Source organism: Pseudomonas sp. NY8896 (genome assembly GCF_039634505.1).
The window spans coordinates 255,718-281,575 of record NZ_CP132350.1 but is presented as its reverse complement, the minus strand read 5'-3'; the positions used below and the strand labels follow the sequence as shown (position 1 = coordinate 281,575).

The following is a 25,858-nucleotide window of genomic DNA, read 5'->3' as shown; positions in this document are numbered from 1 at the left end:
GAATGCTTACAACTTGGCAATGGACACTTCAGTCGACTTCACAAAGGCAATCACTTCGCTGCCAACCTGCAGCTCCAGCTCCTTTACAGAGCGGGTGGTGATGACCGAAGTAACGATACCCGAGGCCGTCTGCACGTCGATTTCCGACAATACTGGCCCTTCGAGGATTTCTTTCACGGTGCCTTTGAACTGGTTGCGGACGTTGATGGCTTTGATGGTCATGATGTTATTCCTTCTCTATGGCTTCAGTCTGGTAAGTGGGTCATTCAGTGCGCCCAACGCAACTGCGTGGGCAGAGGGGCTACAGGATCCGGCTCGGGCGCAGTGCCCGGGGCCGACAGAACACGGTTGAGCACTTCGCTTTCCAGTGCCGCCAGGCGGTGTGAACCACGCGCCCGAGGCCGCGCCAGGTCGACGGTGAGGTCGAGCCCGACTTCGCCGTCCTCGATCAGGATCACCCGGTCAGCCACGGCAACCGCCTCACTGACGTCGTGGGTGACCAGCAGCACGGTGAAGCCATGCTGACGCCACAGGCGTTCGATCAATTGCTGCATCTCGATACGGGTCAATGCATCCAGCGCGCCGAGCGGCTCATCCAGCAACAGCAGGCGCGTCTGGTGAATCAAGGCGCGGGCCAACGCCACGCGCTGCTTCTGGCCACCCGAGAGGGCTGCCGGCCATTCATTGGCGCGATCGGCCAGGCCTACCGCCTCCAATGCATCCAGCGCACGCGGGCGCCAATCGCCAGACAGGCCAAGGCCAACGTTGTCGATTACCTTCTTCCATGGCAGCAGGCGTGCGTCCTGGAACATCAGGCGAGTCTCTTCGCGAGCCTCTTCCAGCGGCGCAGCGCCGGCCAGCAACTGGCCGGCTGTGGGCTGGTCGAGCCCGGCCAGCAGCCGCAGCAAGGTGCTCTTGCCGCAGCCGCTGCGGCCGACGATGGCCACGAACTGGCCGGCCGGAATGTGCAGGTCGATGCCCTTCAACACTTCGCGCTGGCCAAAGGTTTTGCGCAGGCCATTGGAGGCCAGCGGGATGCCACGCAACAGGCGTGGCGGCTGTTCCTTGAGCACGGTCATGCGCCCTCCTTCTTGGCCACTTGGTAGGCTGGGTGCCAACGCAGCCACACGCGTTCCAGGCCACGAGCGGCGAGGTCGGCGAGCTTGCCGAGCACGGCATACAGGACGATGGCCAGCACCACCACGTCGGTCTGCAGGAACTCACGGGCGTTCATTGCCAGGTAACCGATACCAGCGTTGGCCGAGATGGTTTCGGCAACGATCAACGTCAGCCACATGAAGCCCAGAGCGAAGCGCACGCCCACCAGGATCGAAGGCAGCGCCCCCGGCAGGATCACCTGGCGGAACAGGCCGAAGCCGGACAAGCCGTAGCTGCGTGCCATTTCCACCAGCGCCGGGTCGACGTTGCGGATGCCGTGGTAGGTGTTCAGGTAGATCGGGAACAACGTGCCTAACGCGACCAGGAAGATCTTTGCCGACTCGTCGATACCGAACCACAGGATCACCAGTGGGATCAGCGCCAAGTGCGGCACGTTGCGGATCATCTGCACCGAGCTGTCGAGCAGGCGTTCGCCCCAGTTCGACAGGCCGGTGATGAAGCCCAGCACCAGGCCGATGCTGCCGCCGATGACGAAGCCCAGCCCGGCACGCCAGCCACTGATGGCCAGGTGGGTCCAGATTTCGCCGCTGCGCACCAGCTCGACACCGGCGCTGACCACTGCGCTGGGCGCCGGCAGAATGCGCGTCGACAGCCAGCCAGCACTGACCGCCAGCTGCCAGGCTGCCAACAGCAGCACCGGCAACGCCCAGGGCGCCAGGCGCTGGGCCAGGTTGGAGGAAGTTGCACGACTCATGGCCCGGCCCTCAGCTCTGCGATACGGACTTGGGCAGGATGTCGTTGGCCACCATCTCGCCGAACGGGCTCACGTAACCACCGGTCTTTGGTTGCTCCGGGCGCTGCACATCCAGGTGCGGGAACAGCAGTTCGGCCACGCGGTACGACTCTTCCAGATGTGGATAACCGGAGAAGATGAAGGTATCGATACCCAGCTCGGCATATTCCTTGACCCGCGCCGCCACAGTCGGGCCATCGCCTACCAGCGCGGTTCCCGCCCCACCACGTACCAGCCCGACACCCGCCCACAGGTTGGGGCTGACTTCCAGGTTGTCGCGGTTGCCGCCGTGCAGGGCAGCCATGCGCTGCTGGCCCACCGAGTCGAAGCGCGCCAGCGAGGCCTGGGCGCGGCTGATGGTGTCATCGTCCAGGTGCGAGATCAGGCGGTCGGCGGCAGCCCAGGCTTCTTCGTTGGTTTCCCGCACGATCACATGCAGGCGGATACCGAAGCGCACTTCGCGGCCTTGGGCAGCAGCTTTTTCACGCACTTGGGCGATTTTTTCAGCAACGGCGCTCGGTGGCTCGCCCCAGGTCAGGTACAGCTCGACCTGTTCGGCGGCCAGGTCCTGTGCGGCCTCGGACGAACCGCCGAAATACAGTGGCGGACGTGGTTGCTGAATCGGTGGGTAGAGCAGCTTGGCGCCCTTTACCTGGATGTGTTTACCGTCGTAATCGACGTTTTCGCCTTCCAGCACCTTGCGCCAGATACGGGTGAACTCGACCGAGGCTTCGTAGCGCTCCTGGTGGTTCAGATGCAGGCCGTCACCGGCCAGCTCGTCAGGGTCGCCACCGGTTACCAGGTTGAACAGCGCACGGCCATTGGACAGGCGATCCAGGGTTGCCGCCTGGCGGGCCGCTACGGTCGGCGAAATGATGCCCGGGCGCAGGGCCACGAGAAACTTCAGTCGCTGTGTCACCGGGATCAGCGACGCTGCCACCAGCCAGGAGTCCTCGCAGGAACGGCCGGTAGGGATCAGCACCCCACCAAAGCCCAAGCGGTCGGCGGCCTGCGCAATCTGCTGCAGGTAACCGTGATCGACCGCACGAGCGCCGTCGGAAGTGCCCAGGTACTTGCCGTCACCGTGGGTTGGGAGGAACCAGAAAATGTTAAGGCTCATTGGAGTTGTCTCCTCAAGGGTGGCTCAAGCCGGAGCGTCGCCCCGGCACAGGCGAAACAATCAAGGCGCGCTAGCGACCTTGGCCGGGGGTGTCCAGATCACGTCCTTGATGCTCAGCGGCTTGGGTATCAGCTTGAGCGCCTGGAAGGTGTCGGCGATCTTCTGTTGCGCAGCCACTACCTCTGGCGTCAGTGGCGCGGCACCATAGCCTTGACGCTTGACCGAGGTCAGGGTGATGTCGGCGGGCAGGCCGAGCAGCGGTGCGACCTGGTCGGTCACTTCCTGCGGGTTGGCCTGGGACCACTCGCCCACGGCGCGCACTTCCTCGATCACCGTGTTGATCACTGCCGGGTGCTGGGTCGCGTAGTTGCGGGTGGCCAGGTAGAACTGATGGTTGTCGACCAGGCCCTTGCCGTCACGCAGGGTGCGCGCTTGCAGCTGTTGTTCGGCGGCGGCCTGGTAAGGGTCCCAAATCACCCAGGCATCGACGCTGCCACGCTCGAACGCCGCGCGGGCATCGGCCGGGGGCAGGTAGACCGGCTGGATATCGCTGTATTTGAGGCCGGCGTCTTCCAGGGCGCGCACCAACAGGTAGTGCACGTTGGAGCCTTTGTTGAGAACGACTTTTTTGCCCTTGAGGTCCTTCACCGACTGGATCGGCGAGCCCTTCGGCACCAGAATCGCCTCGCTGTGCGGCGCAGGCGGCTCGTAGGCCACGTAGAGCAGATCGGCACCAGCGGCTTGGGCGAACACGGGCGGGGTTTCGCCTGTTACGCCGAAATCGATGGACCCGACGTTGAGCCCTTCGAGGAGCTGCGGGCCACCGGGGAATTCGGTCCACTGCACCTGCACGCCCTGCTCGGCCAGGCGCTTCTCCAGCGTGCCCTTGGCCTTGAGCAGCACCAAGGTGCCGTATTTCTGGTAACCGATACGCAGGCTTTCGGCCTGGGCTTGAGTAATGGCGCCGAAGGACACAGCCGCCGCAAACAGGGCGACCAGACCGCGACGCAAGAAGACAGTGCGCATGGCGCTCTCCTGTGCGAATGAGGTTCGGGTTGCACCTGCTTGCCTCGTTGTCGGGCGAGTAAGGTGGTGTAGCGGGTAGTGCCGTTCAGATGCTCCAGCGAGCGCTGATCAAGCGTTCGTTCAGTACACCAGGCGCCACGGGGCGCGGCCGGCGGGCCAGGGCAACGTGGAAGGTTTCCAGCGAGTCGTGCAGGCGCTCTTCAAGTGCGGGTACCAACTGTGCCGGCCGGGCGCCTTCTGCGTAGGCAACCTGGCTGTCGTCGGCGAAGATCCCTTGCAGGGTCTCTTGCGCCTTGAGTGCCGACAGCACCGGCTTCAATGCGTAATCCACCGCCAGCATGTGGGCGATGCTGCCACCGGTGGCGATTGGCAACACGATCTTGTGGGCCAATGCGCGTTCGGGCAGCAGGTCGAGCAGTGTCTTCAATGCCCCGGCGAACGATGCCTTGTACACCGGGGTAGAAACGATCAGGCCATCGGCCTGGGCCACCAGTTGCTGGAAGTGCTGCACCTGCGGGCTGTCGAAACGGGCATGCAGCAAGTCTTCGGCGGGGAAGTCACGCACCTGGAAGGTCACCACTTCAACGCCACGGTTCTGCAGCCACTGGCGCGAACGCTCGAGCAGCACGCCGGAGCGTGAACGGGAACTTGGGCTACCACCGATTGATACCACCAGCATTGCAGCGCTTCCTTGTGTTCTGTTGGAGCTGACATTAACAGCTGGCATATATATCTAGAAATCATATTTTTTCATTTGTTTATTCCATAAAGTGCTTTGTAGGGTTTGAGATCTTAGGGCCGCTTTGCGGCCCATCGCGACACAAGGCCGCTCCTACAAAGGACCGCGACCTGCAGGTAGGAGCGGCCTTGTGTCGCGATGGGCTGCGCAGCAGCCCTAGGCCTCAAAAAGCCTGCAGGCATAAAAAAGGGCCGTCGAAACGGCCCGAAAATCCCTGCTTGGCTAAGAGCGATGCAACGAGGAATCCATTAGCGATTTGGCTGAGGGGTTAGCCGCAGATAGGGTTTGACCGCCCGGTAACCTTTGGGGAAGCGCTGCTTGATCTCTTCCTCATCTTTGAGCGAAGGCACGATCACCACCTCGTCGCCGTCCTGCCAGTTACCTGGCGTGGCGACCTTGTGGTTGTCGGTCAACTGCAGCGAATCGATCACTCGCAGGATTTCGTTGAAGTTGCGCCCGGTACTGGCCGGATAGGTGATGGTCAGGCGCACCTTTTTGTTCGGGTCGATGACGAACAGCGAGCGCACGGTCAGGGTGTCGCTGGCGTTCGGGTGAATCAGGTCGTACAGGTCGGATACCTTGCGGTCGGCGTCGGCGATGATCGGGAAATTGACCACGGTGTTCTGGGTTTCGTTGATGTCCTCGATCCAACGGTGGTGCGAGTCCACCGGGTCCACCGACAGGGCGATGGCCTTGACCCCACGCTTGGCGAAATCGTCTTTGAGCTTGGCCGTCAGGCCCAGCTCGGTGGTGCACACCGGGGTGAAGTCGGCCGGGTGAGAGAACAACACCCCCCAGCTATTGCCCAGCCACTCGTGGAAGCGGATCTTGCCTTCGCTGGAATCCTGTTCGAAATCGGGGGCGATATCGCCGAGTTTGAGGCTCATGGGCTGCGGCTCCTTGGCTGGGTTCTGTACCGTATGGGTTCAATGTGCCTGCATTCGGTTAAAAACAAAAAGAATAAATAACGATTTATTTATAACCATAATGCATACGAATGTGCAGGCACAAAAAAGCCTCGCACTAGGCGAGGCTTCTTGTTCAGCTACGGCTTACAGGAAGTTGTAAGTGTAGTTGAAGATCAGACGGGTCTGATCCTGGTCAGCCAGCGAGCTGGTGCCGGTGCCACGGTATACGCCGTGACGCAGGCTGGCGCCCAGGCCCTTGAAGGTGCCTTCCTGGATAACGTAGTCGACGCGAGCGTCACGTTCCCATTCGCTGAAAGTACCGCCGCCAACGGCGTTCTTGCCGTCTTCACCTTTCAGGTAGGCAACCGAGGCTTTCAGGCCCGGCACGCCCAGGCGAGCGAAGTCGTAGGCGTACTGACCGAAGGTGGTGTTTTCACCGGCCTTGGCGAACTGGTTGATCATGCTGTCGGTGAACAGGTAGAAGCTGGAACCACCGGCGCCTTCGTTGCGGCCGTTGCCGTCAACCACGCTGCCCTGGTTCAACCAGACGAAGCCACCGTCGTCATTGACGCGCTGGTGGCCGAGCATCAGCGAGTGGCCACCCAGGGTGTAGGTGAACATCGCGGACCAGGTCTTGTTGTCGACCTCGCCAGTGTTCTTGGCGTAGCCACCGTTGTTGTTGAAGCGGTAGCCGGCTTCGCCGTTCTTGCCGTCGCTGCTGCTGTCGAAGTAACGCAGGTCAGTCTTGAACGACTGGTCCTGGTCGATCTGGAACACGTGGGTCAGGCCCAGGAAGTGCTGCTTGTAGTAGTCTTCCAGGTTCGAGTAGTAGTACTGCAGGGTCAGGTCTTTGGTGAGCTTGTAGTCCAGGCCGCCGTAACGGAACTTGTTGCTGTCCTGGGTACCACCGTTGACCGACAGACCCGTACGGTTGCTCGACGCACGGCCCATGGCGTGGGTCAGCTGACCGGCGTTGATGGTCAGGTTGTCGATTTCCTTCGACTGGATGGTGCCACCCTCGAAGGTTTGCGGCAGCAGACGGCCATCGTTGGAGACCAGGATCGGCAGGTTCGGCGCCAGGGCGCTACCGAAGTGCACCTCGGTCTTCGAGAAGCGGGCCTTGGCGTTGGCGCCAACACGCGCCCACTGGCTCACAGCCGAACCGTCGGTGTCGCTTGGGAAGAAGCTGCTGTTGTCAGGGTGCTTGCCACGGCCACCGTCCAGGTGGATACCCCACAGGGCCTGGGCATCGACACCAAAACCAACGGTGCCTTCGGTGAAGCCGGAGATGTAGTCGAGCTTGAAGCCCTGACCCGATTCGCGGTTGTCTGCACCGCCGTCACGGTTGTCGTTGTTGAAGTACATGGTGCGCGAGCTGAGCGACAGTTTGCTGTCTTCAACGAAACCGGCAGCGCCTGCTTGTTGGGCGAGAACCCCCAGTGCCACGGCCAGAGCCAGGCTGGACTTGTACATGTTTTGCTCCTCTACGTTCTAATTCTTGTGTATCTCTGGCGGAAGGGTCTGCTGCCCCGCTCACCGTGGATTGGCGATTTAGTCCCAAAGCGTGACCATTAAGTCAATCGTTTCTAAACGTTTCGCGACTTTGGTCTAAGACGCCACCTGCGCTACAGGATAATGACAATCCTATAAATCCAAAATGACCGTTTTATGAATTCGTAAGATTTTTACGGAATATGGTTGGAACCTTTACTGCCATTCGTTGTAGCAGTCGCACAATTCATAACTTTTGGTTATTTGCAAACGTTTGCTCATAACCTAATTCCGTATCGTTCTATAGGGACGAAAAAGCCTAGCAGGCTCCGCTGATTTCGCCATTGAGCGAAACCACCGCGTCAGAGCGCCCAGCCGCTTAAAGCATTTGTCTCCTAAGCTAATGCAAAAAAGTTATTTATTTTAACTTTCTTAGATCATTTAGCCTTCTCGTCATCCAGCCCCCAATTGCCTGACGAGAGGTTCAACCATGATCCCGCACGCTCCGCTGCGCCTGTTCGCTGCCCTGACCCTCGCCAGCACCAGCTGGTTAGCCCAGGCTGCCGACCTGACCGTGGCCTACCAGACCACCGTTGACCCAGCCAAAGTGGCCCAGGTGGATGGCGACTACGAAAAGGCCAGCAAGGCCAGCATCGACTGGCGCAAATTCGACAACGGCGCCGACGTGATCACCGCAGTGGCCAGCGGCGACGTGCAGATCGGCTACCTGGGTTCCAGCCCACTGGCCGCGGCTGCCACCCGCAAGCTGCCGGTCGAGACCTTCCTGATCGCCACGCAGATTGGTGCCGGTGAGGCGCTGGTCGCTCGCGACAGCATCAAGACCCCGCAGGACCTGGTCGGCAAGAAAGTCGCCGTACCGTTCGTTTCCACTGGCCACTACAGCCTGCTGGCGGCCCTGAAAAGCTGGAACATCGACGCTTCCAAGGTACAGATCCTCAACCTGGCCCCACCGGCCATCATTGCTGCCTGGAAGCGCGGCGACATCGACGCCACCTACGTATGGGACCCGGCCCTGGGCGTGGCCAAGGAAAATGGCAAGGTACTGATCACCTCCGGCGAACTGGCCCAGAAAGGCGCGCCAACCTTCGACGCCTGGATCGTGCGCAAGGACTTCGCTGAGAAACACCCTGATGTGGTCAAGGCGTTTGCCAAGGTCACGCTCGATGCCTACGCCGACTACCGCAAAGACCCGAAAGCCTGGCTGGCCGACAAGGCCAACGTAGACAAGCTGGTGAAGCTGTCCGGCGCCAAGGCCAGCGACATCCCGGTGCTGCTGGAGGGCAACGTCTACCCACTGGCTGCGGACCAGGCCAATGCCCTGGGCGCGCCGACCACCCAAGCACTGACCGATACCGCCAACTTCCTCAAGCAGCAAGGCAAGGTCGAAGCCGTGCTGCCGGACTACTCGCCGTACGTCAGCGCCAAGTTCCTTCCAAACTGATCCGGAGCCCGTCATGGCCTTGCTCGAACTGGAGCGCATCAGCGCACAGTACCCTGGCGCCAGCACCCCGGTGCTGGCCGACATCAACCTGAGCCTGGGGCCTCGCCAGTTGCTGGTGGCCCTGGGGCCTTCGGGCAGCGGCAAGACTTCGCTGCTCAACCTGATCGCCGGCTTCGTCGCCCCCAGCGGCGGGCGCATCACCCTCGACGGCTTACCGGTGCAGGGCCCAGGTGCCGAGCGCGGTGTGGTGTTTCAGGACGATGCCCTGCTGCCATGGCAAAACGTGCTGGGCAATGTCGCCTTCGGCCTCGAACTGGCCGGCGTGCCCCGCGCTCAGCGTGAGGCCAAGGCCCGTGAAATGCTCGCCCTCGTCGACCTCGCGGGCTTCGGCGAACGGCGCATCTGGCAGTTGTCCGGTGGCCAGAAACAGCGGGTGGGCCTGGCCCGCGCGTTGGCGGCCGACCCTCGGGTATTGCTGATGGATGAACCGTTCGGCGCCCTCGACGCCTTCACCCGCGAGCAGATGCAGGAACTGCTGCTGCAGGTCTGGCAGCGCACCGCCAAGCCGGTGTTCCTGATTACCCACGACATCGAAGAAGCCGTGTTCCTCGCCAGCGAGCTGGTACTGCTGGCCCCCAACCCTGGGCGCGTGGTGGAACGCCTGCAACTGGACTTCGGCCAGCGCTACGCCGCTGGCGAATCGGCCCGGGCCATCAAGTCCGACCCTGCCTTCATCGAAACCCGCGAGCATGTGCTGGCGCGGGTATTTTCCCAACGCCAAAGCCTGCAGGAGCCCGCATGAGCAGCCTGGACCTGCCGGTCGCCGGCAAACACGACACCCAAGCCCGGCCAGCCGCCAAGCTGCGCCGCCCACTGTCCACCCGCTGGATCAGCACCCTGACCCTGACCAGCCTGCTGCTGGCCTGGTGGCTGGTGACGGCCGCCGGCTGGATCGAGCCGCTGTTCCTGCCCTCGCCCGGCGACATCCTGGCCAGGGCCTGGACACTGCTCACCCAAGGCTACATGGACGCCAGCCTGTGGCAGCACCTGGGCGCCAGCCTGGGCCGCATCGGCTTGGCCCTGCTGGCCGCCACCCTCACCGCCATCCCGGTGGGCATCGCCATCGGCTACAACCGCGTGGCGCGCGGCATTCTCGACCCGCTGATCGAGTTCTATCGGCCGATCCCACCGCTGGCCTACCTGCCGCTGATCGTCATCTGGTGCGGTATCGGCGAGCTGTCCAAGGTGCTGCTGATCTACCTGGCCATCTTCGCCCCCATCGCCATTGCCACCGCCACCGGTGTGCGCACGGTCGACCCGGCCAAGCTGCGGGCGGCGCAGTCGCTGGGTGCGACCAAGGCCCAGCTGATCCGCCATGTGATCCTGCCCAGTGCGCTGCCCGACATCCTTACCGGCATCCGCATCGGCCTGGGCGTCGGCTGGTCGACCCTGGTCGCCGCCGAACTGATCGCCGCCACCAGCGGCCTGGGCTTCATGGTGCAGTCGGCGGCGCAGTTCCTGGTCACCGACGTGGTGGTGCTGGGCATTCTGCTGATCGCCCTGATCGCCTTCGCCCTGGAAATGAGCCTGCGTGCCCTGCAACGCAAACTGGTGCCCTGGCATGGGCAGAGCCACTGATTGCCGACTGACCACGCCGGCAACCCGGCGCCTAGCACGAGAAAAGACATGAGCCTGACCATTACCCCCCTCAGCCCGGCCCTTGGCGCCCAGATCAGCGGCGTGGACATCAGCCGCGATATCAGCGCGCAAGCGCGTGACGCCATCGAACAGGCATTGCTGCAGCATCAGGTGCTGTTCTTCCGCAACCAGCCGATCAACCCGGAGCAACAGGCGCGCTTTGCCGCCCGCTTCGGGGACCTGCACATCCACCCGATCTACCCGAACGTGCCAGAAACCCCGCAAGTGCTGGTGCTCGATACGGCAGTGACCGATGTGCGCGACAACGCCGTGTGGCACACCGACGTGACCTTTCTGCCGACCCCGGCGCTGGGCGCGGTGCTCAGTGCCAAGCAACTGCCGGCCTACGGTGGCGATACCCTGTGGGCCAGCGGCATTGCGGCGTTCGAAGCCTTGTCGGTGCCGCTGCGTGAGATGCTAGACGGGCTGACCGCCACCCACGACTTCACCAAGTCGTTCCCGTTGGAGCGCTTTGGCACCACGCCAGAAGACCTGGCGCGCTGGGAGGCCACGCGGCGCAACAACCCACCGCTGTCGCACCCGGTGGTGCGCACGCACCCGGTGAGCGGGCGCAAGGCGTTGTTCGTCAATGAAGGGTTTACGACGCGCATCAATGAGCTGAGCGAGCTGGAAAGCGATGCACTGCTGAGGCTGCTGTTCGCCCATGCGACACGGCCGGAGTTCAGCATTCGCTGGCGCTGGCAGGAGAATGACGTGGCGTTCTGGGACAACCGCGTGACCCAGCATTTTGCGGTGGATGATTACCGGCCGAACCGGCGGGTGATGCATCGGGCGACCATCCTGGGTGATGCACCCTTCTAACAGAAATTCATCAACAGCCCCGGCCTCTTCGCGGGTAAAACCGCTCCCACAGGGATGGCACCGGTTTTGAAGCCTGCGCTGTACCTGTGGGAGCGGGTTTACCCGCGAAGAGGCCGGTACAGGTTATTACCGAACCAGATGCAAGTACTGCATGTGCCGCTCGTACTGGTCGAGGATGTCGTTGATGATCTGCTCCTTGCTGTAGCCCACCAGGTCATAGTTCTGGCTGCCTTCGCTCAGGTGCACCTCCGCCCGATAATAACGGCGGTTCTTCAACTCCTGCGTCCCCAGCCCACCCAGGGCGAACGATGGCGTGAAATAACCACGCATCTGCACCTGGTAAATGAACGGCTGTTCCTCACCATGGCCAATCTTCAAGCTGACATTGTCGTGGCTCGGGTCGTCCTGGGTAATCAGCACCAGGCCCTTCTGCTCGAACACTTCCCGCACGTCGGCAATCGCCGGGCGCACCACGTCATCCATGAAACGGTACACCTCATCACGCGACGGGAAATGCACCGCCTGGCTCAGGCGCTGGCGCCAGCCGCCACGGCCGCGACGTGACTGGGCAAACGGCGCCAGCGAGTGCATCTGCGCGATCTGCCGCTGCGACTCGAGGTAGAACGCCTTGTGCAGCCCCCACATCATGCACAGCAGAATCAGCGAGAACGGCAACGAAGTCAGCACCACCGCCGACTTCAGCGAATCGATACTGCCGGCGAACAACAGCGCGCTGGTGATCAGCGCAGTCATCGCGCCCCAGAAGATGCGCAGCCAGTTCGGCCCATCCTCGTCGGCTTCGCCGCCCTTGGCCGACAAGGTCGACAGCACCACGGTGCCCGAGTCGGCCGAGGTAACGAAGAACACGAAGCTGATGAACACCGTGGTGGCGATCACCGCCTTGCTCCAGGGGTAGGTCTCCAGCAGCAGGTACAGGCTCATCGACGGGTTATCCAGGGCCGACTGTCCCAGCGCGGTCATGCCGTGGTTGATCACCTGGTCCAGCGCGCTGTTGCCGAAGATCGACATCCACGCCAGGGTGAAACCGAGCGGAATCAACAGCACGCCAAAGACGAACTCGCGGATGGTGCGGCCACGGGAGATACGGGCGATGAACAGCCCCACGAACGGCGCCCAGGCAATCCACCAGGCCCAATAGAACACTGTCCAGCCACCCAGCCAATCGCGGTTTTCACCGTAGGCATACACGTCGAAGCTCTTGCGTGGCAAAGCGCCCAGGTAGTCGCCCAGGTTCTGGATGAGCGTATTGAACAGGTGCTGGGTAGGGCCGGCGAACAGCACGAACAGCAGCAGTGCGCAGGCCAGGAACAGGTTGATGTCGCTCATCACCCGCACCCCCTTTTCCACCCCGGCGACAGCCACGGCCACGGCCGCGCCCATCATCAGGGTGATGAGGATCACCTGCACCCACTGGCTGTGGCTGATGCCGAACAGGTAGTCGAGGCCGGCGTTCAGATGCAGCACCCCAAAGCCCATGTCGGCGCCCAGGCCGAACACCGTGGCGATGATGCCGAAGCCGTCCACCGCGTAGCCGATCGGGCCGTTGATGCGTTTGCCGATCAGCGGGTACAGCGCCGAGCGTAGGGCCAGCGGTAGGTTGTGGCGGTAGGCGAAGTACGCCAGCGCCATACCGACGAAGGCGAAGACGCCCCAGCCATGCAGGCCCCAGTGCAGGAACAGAATCTGCATTGCCTGACGCCCGGCCTCGGCCGTGCCCGCTTCGCCCTGGGGCGGCTGCAGCATGTGGGTCAGCGGTTCGGAGACGCAGAAAAAGAACAGGGTGATGCTGATACCAGCGGCAAACAGCATGCCGGCCCACGACAGGTAACTGAACTCGGGTTCGTCGTGGTCGGCACCGAGCTTGATCTTGCCGTAGCCAGACAAGGCGGTGACCACCACGAAGACCAGGTACAGCGTCATCGCCAGCATGTAGTACCAGCCGACCGTGTTGGCCGCCCAGTTCTGCGCCGCCAGCAACCAGTCACCTGCCGCTTGCGGGTTGGAGATGACCACCAGGCCAAAGATGAGGATGAAACTAGCCGCGAAGTAGAACACCGGGGGGTTCATGCGGATCTTGCCATTGGCAAGGGAAGGGTTCGGTGCACTCATCGGGCGTGCACCTCGTCGAATGACGTAAGGTTCGGAATGAACGGGTTCAGCAAAGGAATCCTCCTGTTGAACACCGGCAGCGGACCAGCGTTTTTTCATTGAACAAGCGTTCAAGTTAAACATGGATCGGATTTCAATGCGAATTGGGCCGCTGATTGGCGTCCTTCTGAACCGGCCCTTTCGCGGGTTTACCCGCTAAGGGCCGGTTCAGGTCAAGCAAATGCCAGATCAGTTCTTGTCCTGGCAATCCAGCTGCAAGTTGGCCTGGGTGATGTTGCTTTCAGCCGGCACACTGCGGGTCAGCCACACATTGCCGCCAATGGTCGAGCCTTTGCCGATGGTAATGCGCCCCAGCACCGTGGCCCCGGCATAGATCACCACATCGTCCTCGACGATGGGGTGGCGCGGCAGGCCTTTGTGCAGGGTCCCCGACTCATCGCTTGGGAAGCGCTTGGCGCCCAGGGTAACCGCCTGGTAGATGCGCACGCGCTCGCCGATGATCGCAGTTTCGCCAATCACCACGCCGGTGCCGTGGTCGATGAAGAAGCTCGGGCCGATTTGCGCCCCTGGGTGAATGTCGATACCCGTGGCCGAATGCGCCAGCTCCGAACTGATCCTCGCCAGCAGCGGCAAGCCGGCCTGGTAAAGGTGGTGCGCCAGGCGGTGGTGGATGATCGCCAGGATACCTGGGTAGCACAGCAGTACTTCATCGACGCTGCGCGCCGCCGGGTCGCCGTGGTAGGCGGCCAGCACATCGGTGTCGAGCAGTACGCGCAGCTCCGGCAACGCAGCCGCGAAGCCCTGGATCAGGCTTAGCGCGTGAGCGTCTACACCTGCCAGCTCAGCCTTGCTTTGGCGAGCGGCATAGCGCAACTCCAGACGCGCCTGGGCCAGCAAGGCGGTCAGTGCGGCATCCAGAGTATGGCCGACGTAGAAGTCTTCGCTTTCTTCGCGCAGGTCCACAGGCCCAAGGCGCATGGGGAACAACGCACCGCACAGTTGCTCCAGAATCTGCCGCATCGCCTCGCGCGATGGCAGTTCGCGCCCGCCCTGCTCACCAATGCTGCGGCCATTGCGGGTGCGCCATTGCTCACGGGCGCCGCGCAGGCCAGTAACGATGTTCTGCAACTGCCAGTGCGCGGATGAAGGTTGTTCGCTCACGGTTTTCTCCTGCCGTATGGGCCATCTCATTTTTTTGCCAGGCCCGCGAAGAAACCAGGCCTGCCTACATGCAATCCACTCTACGGCAAATCCGACCCTTGGAAAAAACAACGCTTTATTCCATCCTGCGCTAAGTCAGGCATAAGCCGCGATGACGGCGTGGGGATCGTCGCCTACCCTCAAAGCAGCCAGCACCTGGCAAAAAGCAAAAAGGGAATAACAAAATAATTTTTTAGTATTTCCTGGCCTAAGCAGCCAACCCTATAGTCGCCACCTCACTACTTACACAACAAGCGCGGGGCTCTGACATGTCGAAATTCGCCAAACCGCTACTCAACGCCAGCCTGGCCCTCCTGCTGGGTGCCGGCCTGCTCGGCCAGGCCTTCGCCGGCGAGCAATTGAAGACTATCCAGGAAAAAGGCGTGATCAACGTCGGCCTGGAAGGTACCTACCCACCGTTCAGTTTCCAGGATGAGAACGGCAAGCTGGCCGGCTTCGAGGTGGAGCTTTCGGAACTCCTGGCCAAGGAGCTGGGGGTCAAGGCCAAGATCCAGCCAACCAAGTGGGACGGCATCCTTGCCGCGCTGGAGTCCAAGCGCCTGGACGTAGTGGTCAATCAGGTGACCATCTCTGAAGAGCGCAAGAAGAAATACGACTTCTCCGAGCCCTACACCGTTTCCGGTATCCAGGCCCTGATCCTGAAGAAGAAAGCCGAGCAGCTGAACATCAAGTCGGCGCAAGACCTGGCCGGCAAGAAAGTCGGTGTGGGCCTGGGCACCAACTACGAGCAGTGGGTCAAGCAGGATGTCCCGAAAGCCGAAGTGCGTACCTATGAAGACGACCCGAGCAAGTTCGCCGACCTGCGCAACGGCCGCATCGACGCCATCCTGATCGACCGCCTGGCCGCGCTGGAATACGCGCAAAAAGCCAAGGACACCGAGCTTGCCGGCGATGCCTTCTCGCGCCTGGAAAGCGGCGTAGCCCTGCGCAAGGGCGAGCCTGAGCTGCTGGCAGCGATCAACAAGGCCATCGACAAGCTCAAGGCTGACGGCACGCTGGCCAAGCTGTCCGAAAAATACTTCGGTGCCGATGTCACCAAATGATCGCTGAAAGCCTGCAACTCGTTGTCGACTCCACGCCCTTCCTGCTGAAGGGCGCGGGTTATACAGTGCTGCTCAGTGTCGGCGGCATGTTCTTCGGCCTGCTGCTGGGCTTTGCCCTGGCGCTGATGCGGCTGTCGAAGATTTTGCCGCTGAACTGGCTGGCGCGGGTCTACGTGTCGTTCTTCCGCGGCACGCCGCTGCTGGTGCAGCTGTTCGTGATCTATTTCGGCATGCCACAGATTGGCATCGAGCTCGACCCGATACCTGCCTCGCTGATCGGCCTGTCGCTGAACATGGCGGCCTACATCTGCGAAATCCTGCGTGCGGCGATTTCCTCGATCGACCGGGGCCAGTGGGAAGCTGCCGCCAGCATCGGCATGACCCGCGTCCAGGCCATGCGCCGGGCGATCCTGCCACAGGCCTTGCGCACCGCCCTGCCACCGTTGGGTAACAGCTTCATTTCGCTGGTCAAGGACACCGCCCTGGCGGCGACCATCCAGGTGCCCGAGCTGTTCCGCCAGGCGCAGCTGATTACCGCACGTACCTTCGAAGTGTTCACCATGTACGTGGCAGTCGCCGTTATCTACTGGGTGCTGTGCAGCATCCTTGCGCACTTCCAGAACCGCATGGAAGCGCGGGTCAACCAGCATGACCAGGAGCAATGAGCATGATTGAAGTCAAAGGCCTGACCAAACGGTTCAAGGGCCAGACCGTGCTCAACGGTATCGACCTGACCGTGCAGCCCGGCGAAGTGGTGGCCATCATCGGCCCCAGTGGCTCGGGCAAGACCACCTTCCTGCGCTGCCTGAACCTGCTGGAAACCCCCGATGCCGGGCAGATCCAGATCGGCGCCATCAGCATCGATGCCAACCGCCCGCTGGGTGGCCAGCAAGGTGCGATTCGGCGTTTGCGCCAGCAGGCCGGGTTCGTGTTCCAGAACTTCAACTTGTTCCCTCACCGCACCGCCCTGGAGAACGTGATCGAGGGGCCGGTGATCGTCAAGAAGACGCCTCGCGAACAGGCCATCGAGCTTGGCCGGCGTCTGCTGGCCAAGGTCGGCCTGGCGGGCAAGGAAGACGCCTACCCACGGCGCCTGTCCGGCGGCCAGCAGCAACGGGTGGCCATCGCCCGCGCCCTGGCCATGGAGCCGGAGGTGATCCTGTTCGACGAACCGACGTCGGCGCTGGACCCGGAGCTGGTGGGTGAAGTACTGGCGACCATCCGCGGCCTGGCCGAGGAAAAGCGCACCATGATCATCGTCACCCACGAGATGAGCTTTGCTCGGGATGTGGCGAACCGGGTGATCTTCTTCGACAAGGGCGTGATCGTGGAACAGGGTGAAGCCAAGGCGTTGTTTGCGGCGCCCAAGGAAGAGCGTACCCGGCAGTTCCTGCGCAAGTTCCTCGGTACCGCAGCTTCCGAGTAAACCTGTTCCGGCCTCTTCGCGGGCGTGCCCGCGAAAGGGCCGGCACATTTGTAGTAAATCCCTCCTTCTATACATATTCCAAAGAGTTAGTTCATAAACTTTTTATAAAGCATTAGGGTATATAAACCGGACCACCGGACCAGCACACATTTGTCGCGATCAGCTGTAGCGGCACAACTATTTTGTGAGGTCAGGAATGGTCAGGATCACAATCACCCCAGTGCGTATCGCCAGGGCATTGAGTGCAGCCAAGGAGCGGTACTGATGTCCAGCCAGCCAAATACCCAATTCCACAGCGATCTCGACAGCTCGCCCCTGCTGCTGCCGGCCAAGGTACTGCGCAATGACGCCGAAGCCCTGCAAGCGGCCCGCGAACTGGCCGAGGTTGCCCGCGAGCAAGCTGCCCGCCGCGACCAGCAACGCAAACTGCCTTGGGCCGAGATCGAGCTGTTCACCCGCAGCGGCCTGGGTAGCATCAGCGTACCCAAGGCCCACGGCGGCCCGGACGTATCGTTCGAAACCGTAGCCGAAGTTTTCCGCGTGATCAGCGCCGCCGACCCGGCCTTGGGGCAGATCCCGCAGAACCAGTTCGGCATGTTGCAACTGATTCGCCTGACGGCCACCGAGGCACAGCAGGCGCTGATCTTCCGCAGCGTGCTCGACGGCTGGCGCATCGGTAATGCCGGCCCCGAACGCGGCACCAAAGACACGCTCACCCTCAAGGCCCGGATCACTCGCGCCGGCGACAGCTATCGCATCAGCGGCGAGAAGTTCTACTCCACCGGCGCCCTGTTCGCCCACTGGGTGGCGGTGAAAGCCCTCGACGACGAAGGCCGCCAGCGCCTGGCATTCGTGCGCCGGGGCAGCCCGGGGCTGCGCATCGTCGACGACTGGTCCGGGTTCGGCCAACGCACCACCGCCAGCGGCACTGTACTGCTGGACCAGGTACCAGTAGACGCCGAGCTGGTGATCGACAACTGGCGCCAGCGCGATATCCCCAACATCCAGGGCGCGGCTTCGCAGCTGATCCAGGCGGCGATCGACGCCGGCATTGCCGAAGCGGCAATCGACGATGCGATCACATTCGTGCGCGAAAAGTCCCGCCCGTGGATCGAGGCCAACGTGGACCGTGCCAGCGACGACCCTTATGTGATTGCCGATATCGGCCGGCTGAAGCTTGAGCTGCATGCCGCCGAAGCGCTGCTGCGCAAGGCCGCGCGGGTGCTCGACGAAGTCAACGCCGCACCCGTCGACGCCGCCAGCGCGGCGCGGGCCTCGATTGCGGTGGCCGAGGCCAAGGTGTTGACCACCGAAGTCGCCTTGCAGGCGAGCGAAAAACTGTTCGAGCTGGCTGGCAGCCGCGCCACCCTTGCCGAGTTCAACCTCGACCGCCACTGGCGCAATGCCCGGGTGCACACCCTGCATGACCCGGTGCGCTGGAAGTACCACGCGGTGGGCGCGTACCACCTCAACGGCACCCTGCCTGCGCGGCATTCCTGGATCTGATTTTTTAGGCCTTGGGGGCTGCTTTGCAGCCCATCGCGACACAAGGCCGCTCCTACACGGGATCGCGTACCGACATCGGGTCGCGCCCCCCTGTAGGAGCGGCCTTGTGTCGCGATGGGCCGCAAAGCGGCCCCAATGGCCCCGGAGAACAACATGACTACAAATATCATTACCAGCGACACCGAAGCCCTGAATGTTGCCGAAGACATCGCCCAGCAACTGCGCCGCGACAGCGCCCTGCGCGACCGCGAGCGCCGCTTGCCGCACGCCGAACTGGAGCTGTTCACCCGCTCCGGCCTATGGGCCATCAGCGTGCCCAAGGCCTTCGGTGGCGCCGGCGTGTCCAATGTCACCCTGGCCAAGGTCATCGCCCGTATCGCCCAAGCCGACGGCTCGCTCGGGCAGATCCCGCAAAACCATTTCTACGGCCTGGAAGTACTGCGAGTAAACGGCACCCCCGAGCAGCAACAGCGGCTATACGCCGAAGTGTTGGCCGGCCGCCGCTTTGGCAATGCCCTGGCCGAGTTGGGCACCAAGACCGCCAACGAACGCACCACCCGACTGAGCCGTGACGGCGATGGCTTCCGCATCAACGGCCGCAAGTTCTATTCCACCGGTGCCATCTACGCCCAGCGCATTCCCACCTCGGTCGTCGACGACCAAGGCGTGCAGCAACTGGCCTTCGTCCCAGCCGACAGCCAGGGCTTGCAAGTGATCGATGACTGGAGCGGATTCGGCCAGCGCACCACCGGCAGCGGTTCGGTGGTGTTCGACAACGTGTACGTCAGCGCCGCCGACGTGGTGCCGTTCCAGAGTGCCTTCGAGCGCCCTACCCCGGTCGGGCCGTTGGCGCAGATCCTTCATGCCGCAATCGACACCGGCATCGCCCGCGCGGCTTATGAAGATGCCCTGCACTTCGTACGTACCCGCAGTCGTCCGTGGGTCGACTCCGGCCTGGACAAGGCCACGGATGACCCGCTGACGTTGAAAAGCTTCGGCCACCTGGCGATCCGTTTGCACGCCGCCGAGGCCCTGCTGGAGCGCGCCGGTGAATACCTCGACCGCGCCCGCGACGACAGCACCGCCGACAACGTGGCCGCCGCCTCCATCGCCGTAGCCGAAGCACGGGCCATCAGCACCGAGATTTCCCTCGCCGCCGGCACCGCGCTGTTCGAACTGGGCGGCAGCCAAGCCACCCTGGCCGAGCACAACCTCGACCGCCACTGGCGCAACGCCCGTGTGCACACCCTGCACGACCCGGTGCGCTGGAAGTACCACGCCATCGGCAACTACTACCTCAACGATGCCAACCCGCCACGTCGGGGGACCATCTGATGGCCAAGCAGATTCTGCTCAATGCCTTCAACATGAACTGCATCGGGCACATCAACCACGGCCTGTGGACCCATCCACGGGACACCTCGACCCAATACAAGACCCTGGACTACTGGACCCACCTGGCACGCCTGCTGGAGCGCGGCCTGTTCGACGGGTTGTTCATCGCCGATATCGTCGGTACCTACGACATCTACGGGCAGTCGCTGGACGTGCCCCTCAAGGAGTCGATTCAGCTGCCGGTCAACGACCCACTGCTGCTGGTTTCAGCCATGGCTGCGGTCACCCGCCACCTGGGTTTCGGCCTTACCGCCAACCTCACCTACGAGGCGCCGTACCTGTTCGCCCGGCGCCTATCCACCCTCGACCACCTGAGCAATGGCCGAATCGGTTGGAACATCGTCACCGGTTACCTCGACAGCGCGGCCCGAGCCATGGGCCTTGAGCAACAACCCGAGCACGACCGCCGCTACGACCAGGCCGACGAATACCTGCAGGTGCTGTACAAGCTGCTGGAAGGCAGCTGGGCCGACGACGCCGTGGTCGCAGACCGCACGCAGCGCGTCTATGCCCAACCCGACAAGGTGCGCAAGGTCAGCCACCACGGCGAGTTCTACAACGTCGAGGGCTATCACCTGTGCGAGCCCTCGCCGCAGCGCACCCCGGTGCTGTTCCAGGCCGGCAGCTCGCCGCGCGGCCTGGCTTTCGCTGGCAACCATGCCGAATGCGTGTTCATCAGTGGCCAGGACAAGGCCGCCACCCGCGCCCAGGTCGACAAGGTGCGCGCAGCCGCCCAGGCTGCCGGTCGCGACCCGCAAGCAGTCAAGGTGTTCATGGGCATCACGGTGATCGTCGCGGCCACCGAGCAAGCGGCCCAGGCCAAGCATGCCGAATACCTGCGCCATGCAAGCCCCGAGGCCGGCGTCGCGCACTTCGCCGCATCCACCGGCATCGACTTCGCCGCCTACGCGCTGGACGAGCCAATCGCCTTCAACCAGGGCAACGCCATCCAGTCGGCCACCCGCCAGTTGCAAGACAACGCCTGGACCCGCCGGCGCCTGCTTGAACAGCACGCCCTGGGTGGCCGCTACGTCACCCTGGTCGGCGCTCCCGAACAGGTGGCCGAACAGTTGATTGCCTGGGTCGACGAAACCGGGCTGGACGGCTTCAACCTGACCCGCACCGTCACCCCGGAAAGCTTTGAGGACTTCATCGACCTGGTCGTCCCGCAACTGCAGCAGCGTGGCCGCTACAAGACCGCCTACGCCGAAGGCACCCTGCGCGAGAAGCTGTTCCAGGCCGACCACCCGCACTTGCCCGTCAGCCACCCTGGCTCGGCTTATCGCTTTACCCCAACCCCTGCCCCGACTGGAGCCCTGCATCATGCTTGAGAAACTGTTCCGGCCCGTCGCGGCCATTGCCTTCACACTGGGCCTGTCCGCCAGCGCCCTGGCAGCCGAACCGCTGAAGATCGGCACCACCTCGGCCTTTGCCATTCCGCTGGAAGCCGCAGTGGAGGAAGCACACAAGCAAGGCCTGGAAGTGAAGCTGATCGAGTTCAGCGACTGGATTGCGCCCAATGTCAGTCTCAACAGTGGCGACATCGACGTGAACTACTTCCAGCACATCCCGTTCCTGGAAAACGCCAAAGCCGCTGCGGGCTTCAACCTGGTGCCCTACGCCTCGGGCATCATCAACAACGTTGGCCTGTACTCGAAAACGTACAAAAGCTTCGCCGACCTGCCAGAAGGCGCCAGCGTGGCCATCGCCAACGACCCGATCAACAGCGGCCGGGGCCTGCAACTGCTGGCCAAGGCCGGGCTGATCACCCTGAAGCCAGGCGTTGGCTACAAGGCCACCGAGGACGACATCGTCACCAACCCGAAAAAGCTGAAAATCCTGCAGGTCGAGGCGGTTCAGCTGGTGCGCGCCTACGATGACGCCGACCTGGTGCAGGGTTACCCGGCCTACATCCGCCTGGCCAATACCTTCGATGCCACCTCGGCGTTGCTGTTCGATGGCCTGGAAAACAAGGAATACGTGATCCAGTTCGTCATCCGCCCACAAAGCAAGGACGACCCACGCCTGGCCAAGTTCGTCGACATCTACCAGCACTCGCCTGTGGTACGCGCAGCGTTGGACAAAGCCCACGGCAAGCTCTACCAAGCTGGCTGGGAAGGCTGACATGAGCCAGGCCAGCGCGCTCAGGGCGCCTACCCCACAACCATTGCCGCCAACGGTCAAGGAACAGGCTCTGCGCCCGGAAGTCAATGAAGCCCATGTGCGCTTCATCGGCCTGGGCAAGACCTACCCTGGCCAGGCACAACCGGCCTTGCAAGGCATCGACCTGAACATCCGCCATGGCGAGATTTTCGGCATCATCGGCCGTAGCGGCGCCGGCAAGTCTTCACTGCTGCGTACCATCAACCGCCTGGAGCAACCCAGCCAGGGCCGGATACTGATCGACCAGGTAGACATCGCCCCCTTCGACGAGGACCGCCTGGTGGCGCTGCGTCGGCGCATCGGCATGATCTTCCAGCACTTCAACCTGATGTCGGCCAAGACTGTATGGCAGAACGTCGAGCTGCCGTTGAAGGTGGCCGGCGTGGCCAAGGCCGAGCGTCAGCACAAGGTGCGCGAGTTGCTGGAGCTGGTCGGTTTGCAGGAAAAGCACCATGTGTACCCGGCGCAGCTGTCCGGCGGGCAGAAACAGCGCGTGGGCATTGCCCGAGCGCTGGTGCACGACCCCGAGATCTTGCTGTGCGACGAGGCCACCTCGGCGCTGGACCCAGAGACCACGGCCTCGATCCTTGAGCTGCTGCGCGACATCAATCAGCGCCTGGGCCTGACCATCGTGCTGATCACCCACGAAATGGCGGTAATCCGTGATATCTGCCATCGGGTGGTGGTGCTTGAGCGCGGTGAGGTGGTCGAGCAGGGCGAAGTCTGGCGGGTGTTCGGCTCTCCCCGCCACGAGGTCACCCGCACCCTGCTCGCACCCTTGCAGGCCAGGCTGCCAGCCGCATTGCAAGCCAGCCTGCAGGCCAGCCCGGCGAGCCATGACAGCGCCGTGGTGCTGAAACTGACAGTGCTCGGTGAGCCAGAGCTGTCTGCCCTGTTCCAAGACTTGGGCGGGCGTGTGCGCCTGCTGCAGGGTGGCGTGGAAACCATCGGCGAGCATGCCCTGGGGCAGTTGATCCTGTCGGTGCAACACTCGCCGCACGACACCCATCAATTGCTGGAACGTGCCCGCCGCTGGGCCGAGGACGTGGAGGTGCTGGGCCATGTGGTTTGATCGCCTGCTGGAAGGCTTGCTCGATACCCTGCTGATGGTCGGCGTTTCGTCGCTGATCGCCCTGCTGGTGGGCGTACCGATGGCGGTGCTGCTGGTCACCAGCGACAAGGGCGGGATCTTCGAGGCGCCGCTGCTGAACCGGGTGCTGGGCGCCTTCGTCAACCTGTTCCGCTCGATCCCGTTCCTGATCCTGATGGTCGCGCTGATCCCCTTCACCCGCCTGGTGGTAGGCACCACCTACGGCGTGTGGGCGGCGGTGGTGCCGCTGACCATCGCCGCCACGCCGTTCTTTGCGCGGATTGCCGAGGTCAGCCTGCGCGAGGTCGACCATGGCTTGGTGGAGGCCGCACAGGCCATGGGCTGCCGGCGCTGGCACATTGTCTGGCATGTGCTGCTGCCCGAGGCACTGCCGGGCATCGTGGGGGGGTTCACCATTACCCTCGTGACCTTGATCAACTCTTCGGCGATGGCTGGGGCGATTGGTGCTGGAGGGTTGGGGGATATCGCCTACCGGTATGGCTACCAGCGTTTCGACAGCCAGATCATGCTGACCGTGATTGCCTTGCTGGTGGCGTTGGTGGCGTTGATCCAGCTGGGCGGGGACCGCTTGGCGAAGGGCTTGAACAAGCGTTGACTGCCGGGGGCTGCTTTGCAGCCCGATCGCGACACAAGGCCGCTCCTACAGACGACCGCATACCCATGTAGGAGCGGCCTTGTGTCGCGACCGGGCCGCAAAGCGGCCCCAAGCTCTCAATCCCAGCGAAGATCCCCAGCCGGCACCGGCCGCCCGAACCAGTACCCTTGGCCCAATTGACACTGCTCCTGCAGCAGGAAACTGGCCTGCTCTGCCTGCTCGATGCCCTCGGCATGCACCTGCATGCCCATGCTGCGGGCCAGGGCGATGATCACCCGCACGATCGCGATGTCATCCTCATCCAGCGGCAAACCGGCAACGAAGCCCTGGTCGATCTTCAGCTTCTGCACGGGCAAACGCTTGAGCCGCAACAGCGACGAATACCCGGTGCCGAAGTCGTCGATGGCCAGGGTCACCCCCAGCTCGCGCAAACGGTGCAGCTGCTCCAGCGCCACCTCAGGGTCTTCCATCACCGCGCTTTCCGTCACTTCCAGCTCCAGCAAGGCTGGGGGCAGGCCCGTTTCATGCAAAACCGCGGCGACTTGCCGGTACAGCTCATGCTGGCCAAACAGGCGGCTGGATATGTTCACCGCCACAAAGGCCAGCTGCCTGCCTTCGGCCTGCCACTGCACCATTTGCCGGCAAGCCTGGCGCAGCACCCAGGTATCGATTTCGGCAATCAGCCCGGTGCGCTCGGCAATCGGGATGAACTCGCCCGGCGGCACCAGGCCCCGCTGGGGATGCTGCCAGCGCACCAACGTCTCGACCCCGACCTGTCGGCCTGTCGCCAGGTCATGTACCGGCTGGAAATACACCCGCAGCTCATCCTGCTCCAGGGCCCGGCGCAGCTCTCCAGCAGTCTCGACCCGGTGTTGGGCGTGGGCAGTCAGCTCTTCGGTGTACAGCGCATAGCAGGCCCGCCCGTTGCTTTTGGCCTTGTACAACGCCGCGTCGGCATTACGCAGCAACTGTTCGGCGCCCAACGCATCGCTGGGGAACAGGCTGATACCGACGCTGGCACTGATGAACAGGCGATTTTCCTCGCACAGGAACGGCTCGCGCATGCGCTCGATAATGCACTGCGCCAGCTTGCCCGCCTGGCCGACCTGTTGGCAGTTCTCGGCCAGCACAGCGAACTCGTCGCCGCCCAGGCGCGCCAGGGTCACGCCGCTACCCAGCACCTCACCCAGGCGCTCGCCCACCCGTTTCAGCAACTGGTCACCGATGGTGTGGCCAAGGCCATCGTTGATGCTCTGGAAGTGGTCCAGGTCCAGCAGCAACAGCGCGCAACCGCGCTTGTTGGCCTGTGCCGCCGCCAATGCCTGCTCGACCCGGTCGGTGAACAGCAGGCGGTTGGGCAGGCCCGTCAATGGGTCGTGGTGGGCCAGGTAGGCCAGCTCCTGTTCTGTATGCTTGATCGCACTGATGTCACTGAACACCGCCACGTAATGGCTGAGCTCACCATCGTCATCGCGAATGGCACATATGGTCTGCCACTGCGGATAAATTTCGCCGCTCTTGCGTCGGTTCCAGATTTCACCGCTCCACTCGCCCTGTTCGGCCAGGGTGGCGAAGATCTGCTGGTAGAACGCAAGGCCATGGCGACCGGACTTGAACTTGCTCGGGCGCTGGCCCATCACCTCGTCCTGCTGATAGCCGGTGATGCGCATGAAGGCACGGTTGACGTGCACGATAAGGCCCTGGCGGTCGGTGACCAGTACACCTTCGAGGGTACTGTCGAACACTGCGGCGGCCATGCGCAGCCGCTCGCGATCCTCGCAGCGCAAGCGCGCACCAGCACCGATGAAGTTCAGCAGCCGTACCCTGGAAACGTAGATCAGTACGGCACTGAACAACACCCACAGCACGATGTTGATCTGCCGCCCCACGGTCAGTGCCAGGGGGTCGTCAGTCATGCCGTGCAGCATCACCTCGGCGAGCGCCAGCCAGAGGATCGAGAGCACCACATACAGCGCAGCCATGCGCAAGGCGTCGCGAACGGAAACAGACATGTCGGGTGGGATTGCCCATCAGAAAAGAATGGGCATTATAAAGGCTCTGGCGCACTGTGGGAGCGGGTTTACCCGCGA

Annotated in this window: 24 protein-coding genes; 13 read left to right on the top strand and 11 right to left on the bottom strand. The window is 62.9% G+C overall.

Annotated elements, in window-relative coordinates; translation table 11 throughout:
- Positions 1-6: 6 nt before the first annotated feature.
- The 8 genes from Q9451_RS01240 to Q9451_RS01205 form a co-directional block, all read right to left on the bottom strand.
- On the bottom strand, positions 7-222 hold the full coding sequence (locus Q9451_RS01240; RefSeq protein WP_008095172.1) for a molybdopterin-binding protein: 216 nt from the start codon (positions 220-222) through the stop codon (positions 7-9).
- A 44-nt stretch (positions 223-266) separates the two neighbouring features.
- Positions 267-1,079 (bottom strand): aliphatic sulfonates ABC transporter ATP-binding protein, encoded by an 813-nt coding sequence (gene ssuB, locus Q9451_RS01235; RefSeq protein ID WP_345960883.1) that lies wholly within the window; start codon positions 1,077-1,079, stop codon positions 267-269.
- Positions 1,076-1,873, bottom strand: a complete 798-nt coding sequence (gene ssuC, locus Q9451_RS01230; protein WP_012270045.1) for an aliphatic sulfonate ABC transporter permease SsuC — start codon at positions 1,871-1,873, stop codon at positions 1,076-1,078. Before ssuC ends, ssuB begins: the two co-directional genes overlap by 4 nt.
- A 10-nt stretch (positions 1,874-1,883) precedes the next feature.
- Positions 1,884-3,032 (bottom strand): FMNH2-dependent alkanesulfonate monooxygenase, encoded by a 1,149-nt coding sequence (gene ssuD, locus Q9451_RS01225; RefSeq protein WP_012270044.1) that lies wholly within the window; start codon positions 3,030-3,032, stop codon positions 1,884-1,886.
- Positions 3,033-3,092: 60 nt separating this feature from the next.
- The gene (locus tag Q9451_RS01220) at positions 3,093-4,058 is read right to left on the bottom strand and encodes a sulfonate ABC transporter substrate-binding protein (protein WP_012270043.1); all 966 of its coding nucleotides are present in this window, start codon (positions 4,056-4,058) and stop codon (positions 3,093-3,095) included.
- Between the two features lie 85 nt (positions 4,059-4,143).
- Positions 4,144-4,737 (bottom strand): NADPH-dependent FMN reductase, encoded by a 594-nt coding sequence (ssuE, locus tag Q9451_RS01215; RefSeq protein ID WP_012270042.1) that lies wholly within the window; start codon positions 4,735-4,737, stop codon positions 4,144-4,146.
- Between the two features lie 308 nt (positions 4,738-5,045).
- Positions 5,046-5,684, bottom strand: coding sequence for a peroxiredoxin (locus Q9451_RS01210; RefSeq protein WP_012270041.1), 639 nt, complete (start codon positions 5,682-5,684; stop codon positions 5,046-5,048).
- A gap of 165 nt (positions 5,685-5,849) precedes the next feature.
- The gene (locus Q9451_RS01205) at positions 5,850-7,178 is read right to left on the bottom strand and encodes an OprD family porin (protein WP_012270040.1); all 1,329 of its coding nucleotides are present in this window, start codon (positions 7,176-7,178) and stop codon (positions 5,850-5,852) included.
- Positions 7,179-7,686: 508 nt separating this feature from the next.
- Between Q9451_RS01205 and tauA the strand changes: the two genes are divergently transcribed.
- Genes tauA through tauD form a run of 4 tightly spaced genes read left to right on the top strand, consistent with a single transcriptional unit; the run spans position 7,687 to position 11,178 of the window.
- Positions 7,687-8,658 carry a taurine ABC transporter substrate-binding protein gene (gene tauA, locus Q9451_RS01200; protein ID WP_012270039.1) on the top strand — a complete coding sequence of 324 codons (972 nt, stop codon included), beginning with the start codon at positions 7,687-7,689 and terminating at the stop codon, positions 8,656-8,658.
- A 13-nt stretch (positions 8,659-8,671) separates the two neighbouring features.
- Positions 8,672-9,460: a taurine ABC transporter ATP-binding subunit gene (gene tauB / locus Q9451_RS01195; protein ID WP_012270038.1), complete on the top strand. Its 789-nt coding sequence runs from the start codon at positions 8,672-8,674 to the stop codon at positions 9,458-9,460.
- Positions 9,457-10,296, top strand: coding sequence for a taurine ABC transporter permease TauC (gene tauC / locus Q9451_RS01190; protein ID WP_012270037.1), 840 nt, complete (start codon positions 9,457-9,459; stop codon positions 10,294-10,296). Before tauB ends, tauC begins: the two co-directional genes overlap by 4 nt.
- Positions 10,297-10,344: 48 nt before the next feature.
- A complete protein-coding gene (tauD, locus tag Q9451_RS01185; protein WP_012270036.1) occupies positions 10,345-11,178 on the top strand; it encodes a taurine dioxygenase in 834 nt (277 codons plus the stop codon).
- A gap of 126 nt (positions 11,179-11,304) precedes the next feature.
- Here tauD and betT read toward each other — a convergent pair whose 3' ends face one another.
- Together betT and epsC are read right to left on the bottom strand one after the other, a co-directional pair.
- A complete protein-coding gene (gene betT / locus Q9451_RS01180; RefSeq protein WP_171577237.1) occupies positions 11,305-13,266 on the bottom strand; it encodes a choline transporter BetT in 1,962 nt (653 codons plus the stop codon).
- 270 nt (positions 13,267-13,536) lie between these two features.
- Complete coding sequence (epsC, locus tag Q9451_RS01175) at positions 13,537-14,469, bottom strand: serine O-acetyltransferase EpsC (protein ID WP_012270034.1); 933 nt, start codon at positions 14,467-14,469, stop codon at positions 13,537-13,539.
- A gap of 308 nt (positions 14,470-14,777) precedes the next feature.
- On the opposite strand from epsC, the gene tcyJ reads away from it, so the two are divergent.
- The 9 genes from tcyJ (at position 14,778) to Q9451_RS01130 (ending at position 23,768) form a co-directional block, all read left to right on the top strand.
- On the top strand, positions 14,778-15,572 hold the full coding sequence (tcyJ, locus tag Q9451_RS01170) for a cystine ABC transporter substrate-binding protein (protein ID WP_012270033.1): 795 nt from the start codon (positions 14,778-14,780) through the stop codon (positions 15,570-15,572).
- Entirely contained in the window at positions 15,569-16,237 is a 669-nt protein-coding gene (tcyL, locus tag Q9451_RS01165) for a cystine ABC transporter permease (RefSeq protein WP_012270032.1), read from the top strand. Before tcyJ ends, tcyL begins: the two co-directional genes overlap by 4 nt.
- A gap of 2 nt (positions 16,238-16,239) precedes the next feature.
- The gene (gene tcyN, locus Q9451_RS01160; RefSeq protein ID WP_003255850.1) at positions 16,240-16,998 is read left to right on the top strand and encodes an L-cystine ABC transporter ATP-binding protein TcyN; all 759 of its coding nucleotides are present in this window, start codon (positions 16,240-16,242) and stop codon (positions 16,996-16,998) included.
- Positions 16,999-17,262: 264 nt separating this feature from the next.
- Positions 17,263-18,504: an SfnB family sulfur acquisition oxidoreductase gene (locus Q9451_RS01155; protein WP_012270031.1), complete on the top strand. Its 1,242-nt coding sequence runs from the start codon at positions 17,263-17,265 to the stop codon at positions 18,502-18,504.
- A 153-nt stretch (positions 18,505-18,657) separates the two neighbouring features.
- Positions 18,658-19,839 (top strand): SfnB family sulfur acquisition oxidoreductase, encoded by a 1,182-nt coding sequence (locus Q9451_RS01150; RefSeq protein ID WP_012270030.1) that lies wholly within the window; start codon positions 18,658-18,660, stop codon positions 19,837-19,839.
- Positions 19,839-21,230: an LLM class flavin-dependent oxidoreductase gene (locus Q9451_RS01145; RefSeq protein ID WP_012270029.1), complete on the top strand. Its 1,392-nt coding sequence runs from the start codon at positions 19,839-19,841 to the stop codon at positions 21,228-21,230. The genes Q9451_RS01150 and Q9451_RS01145 overlap by 1 nt, the downstream gene beginning before the upstream one ends.
- Positions 21,223-22,023, top strand: coding sequence for a MetQ/NlpA family ABC transporter substrate-binding protein (locus Q9451_RS01140; protein WP_012270028.1), 801 nt, complete (start codon positions 21,223-21,225; stop codon positions 22,021-22,023). Before Q9451_RS01145 ends, Q9451_RS01140 begins: the two co-directional genes overlap by 8 nt.
- A gap of 1 nt (position 22,024) precedes the next feature.
- Positions 22,025-23,134, top strand: coding sequence for a methionine ABC transporter ATP-binding protein (locus Q9451_RS01135; RefSeq protein ID WP_012270027.1), 1,110 nt, complete (start codon positions 22,025-22,027; stop codon positions 23,132-23,134).
- Positions 23,124-23,768: a methionine ABC transporter permease gene (locus Q9451_RS01130; protein WP_012270026.1), complete on the top strand. Its 645-nt coding sequence runs from the start codon at positions 23,124-23,126 to the stop codon at positions 23,766-23,768. The genes Q9451_RS01135 and Q9451_RS01130 overlap by 11 nt, the downstream gene beginning before the upstream one ends.
- 116 nt (positions 23,769-23,884) lie before the next feature.
- Here the strand turns inward: Q9451_RS01130 and dibA are convergent, their stop codons facing one another.
- Positions 23,885-25,780, bottom strand: a complete 1,896-nt coding sequence (gene dibA / locus Q9451_RS01125; protein ID WP_012270025.1) for a phosphodiesterase DibA — start codon at positions 25,778-25,780, stop codon at positions 23,885-23,887.
- Between the last annotated feature and the right edge of the window lie 78 nt (positions 25,781-25,858).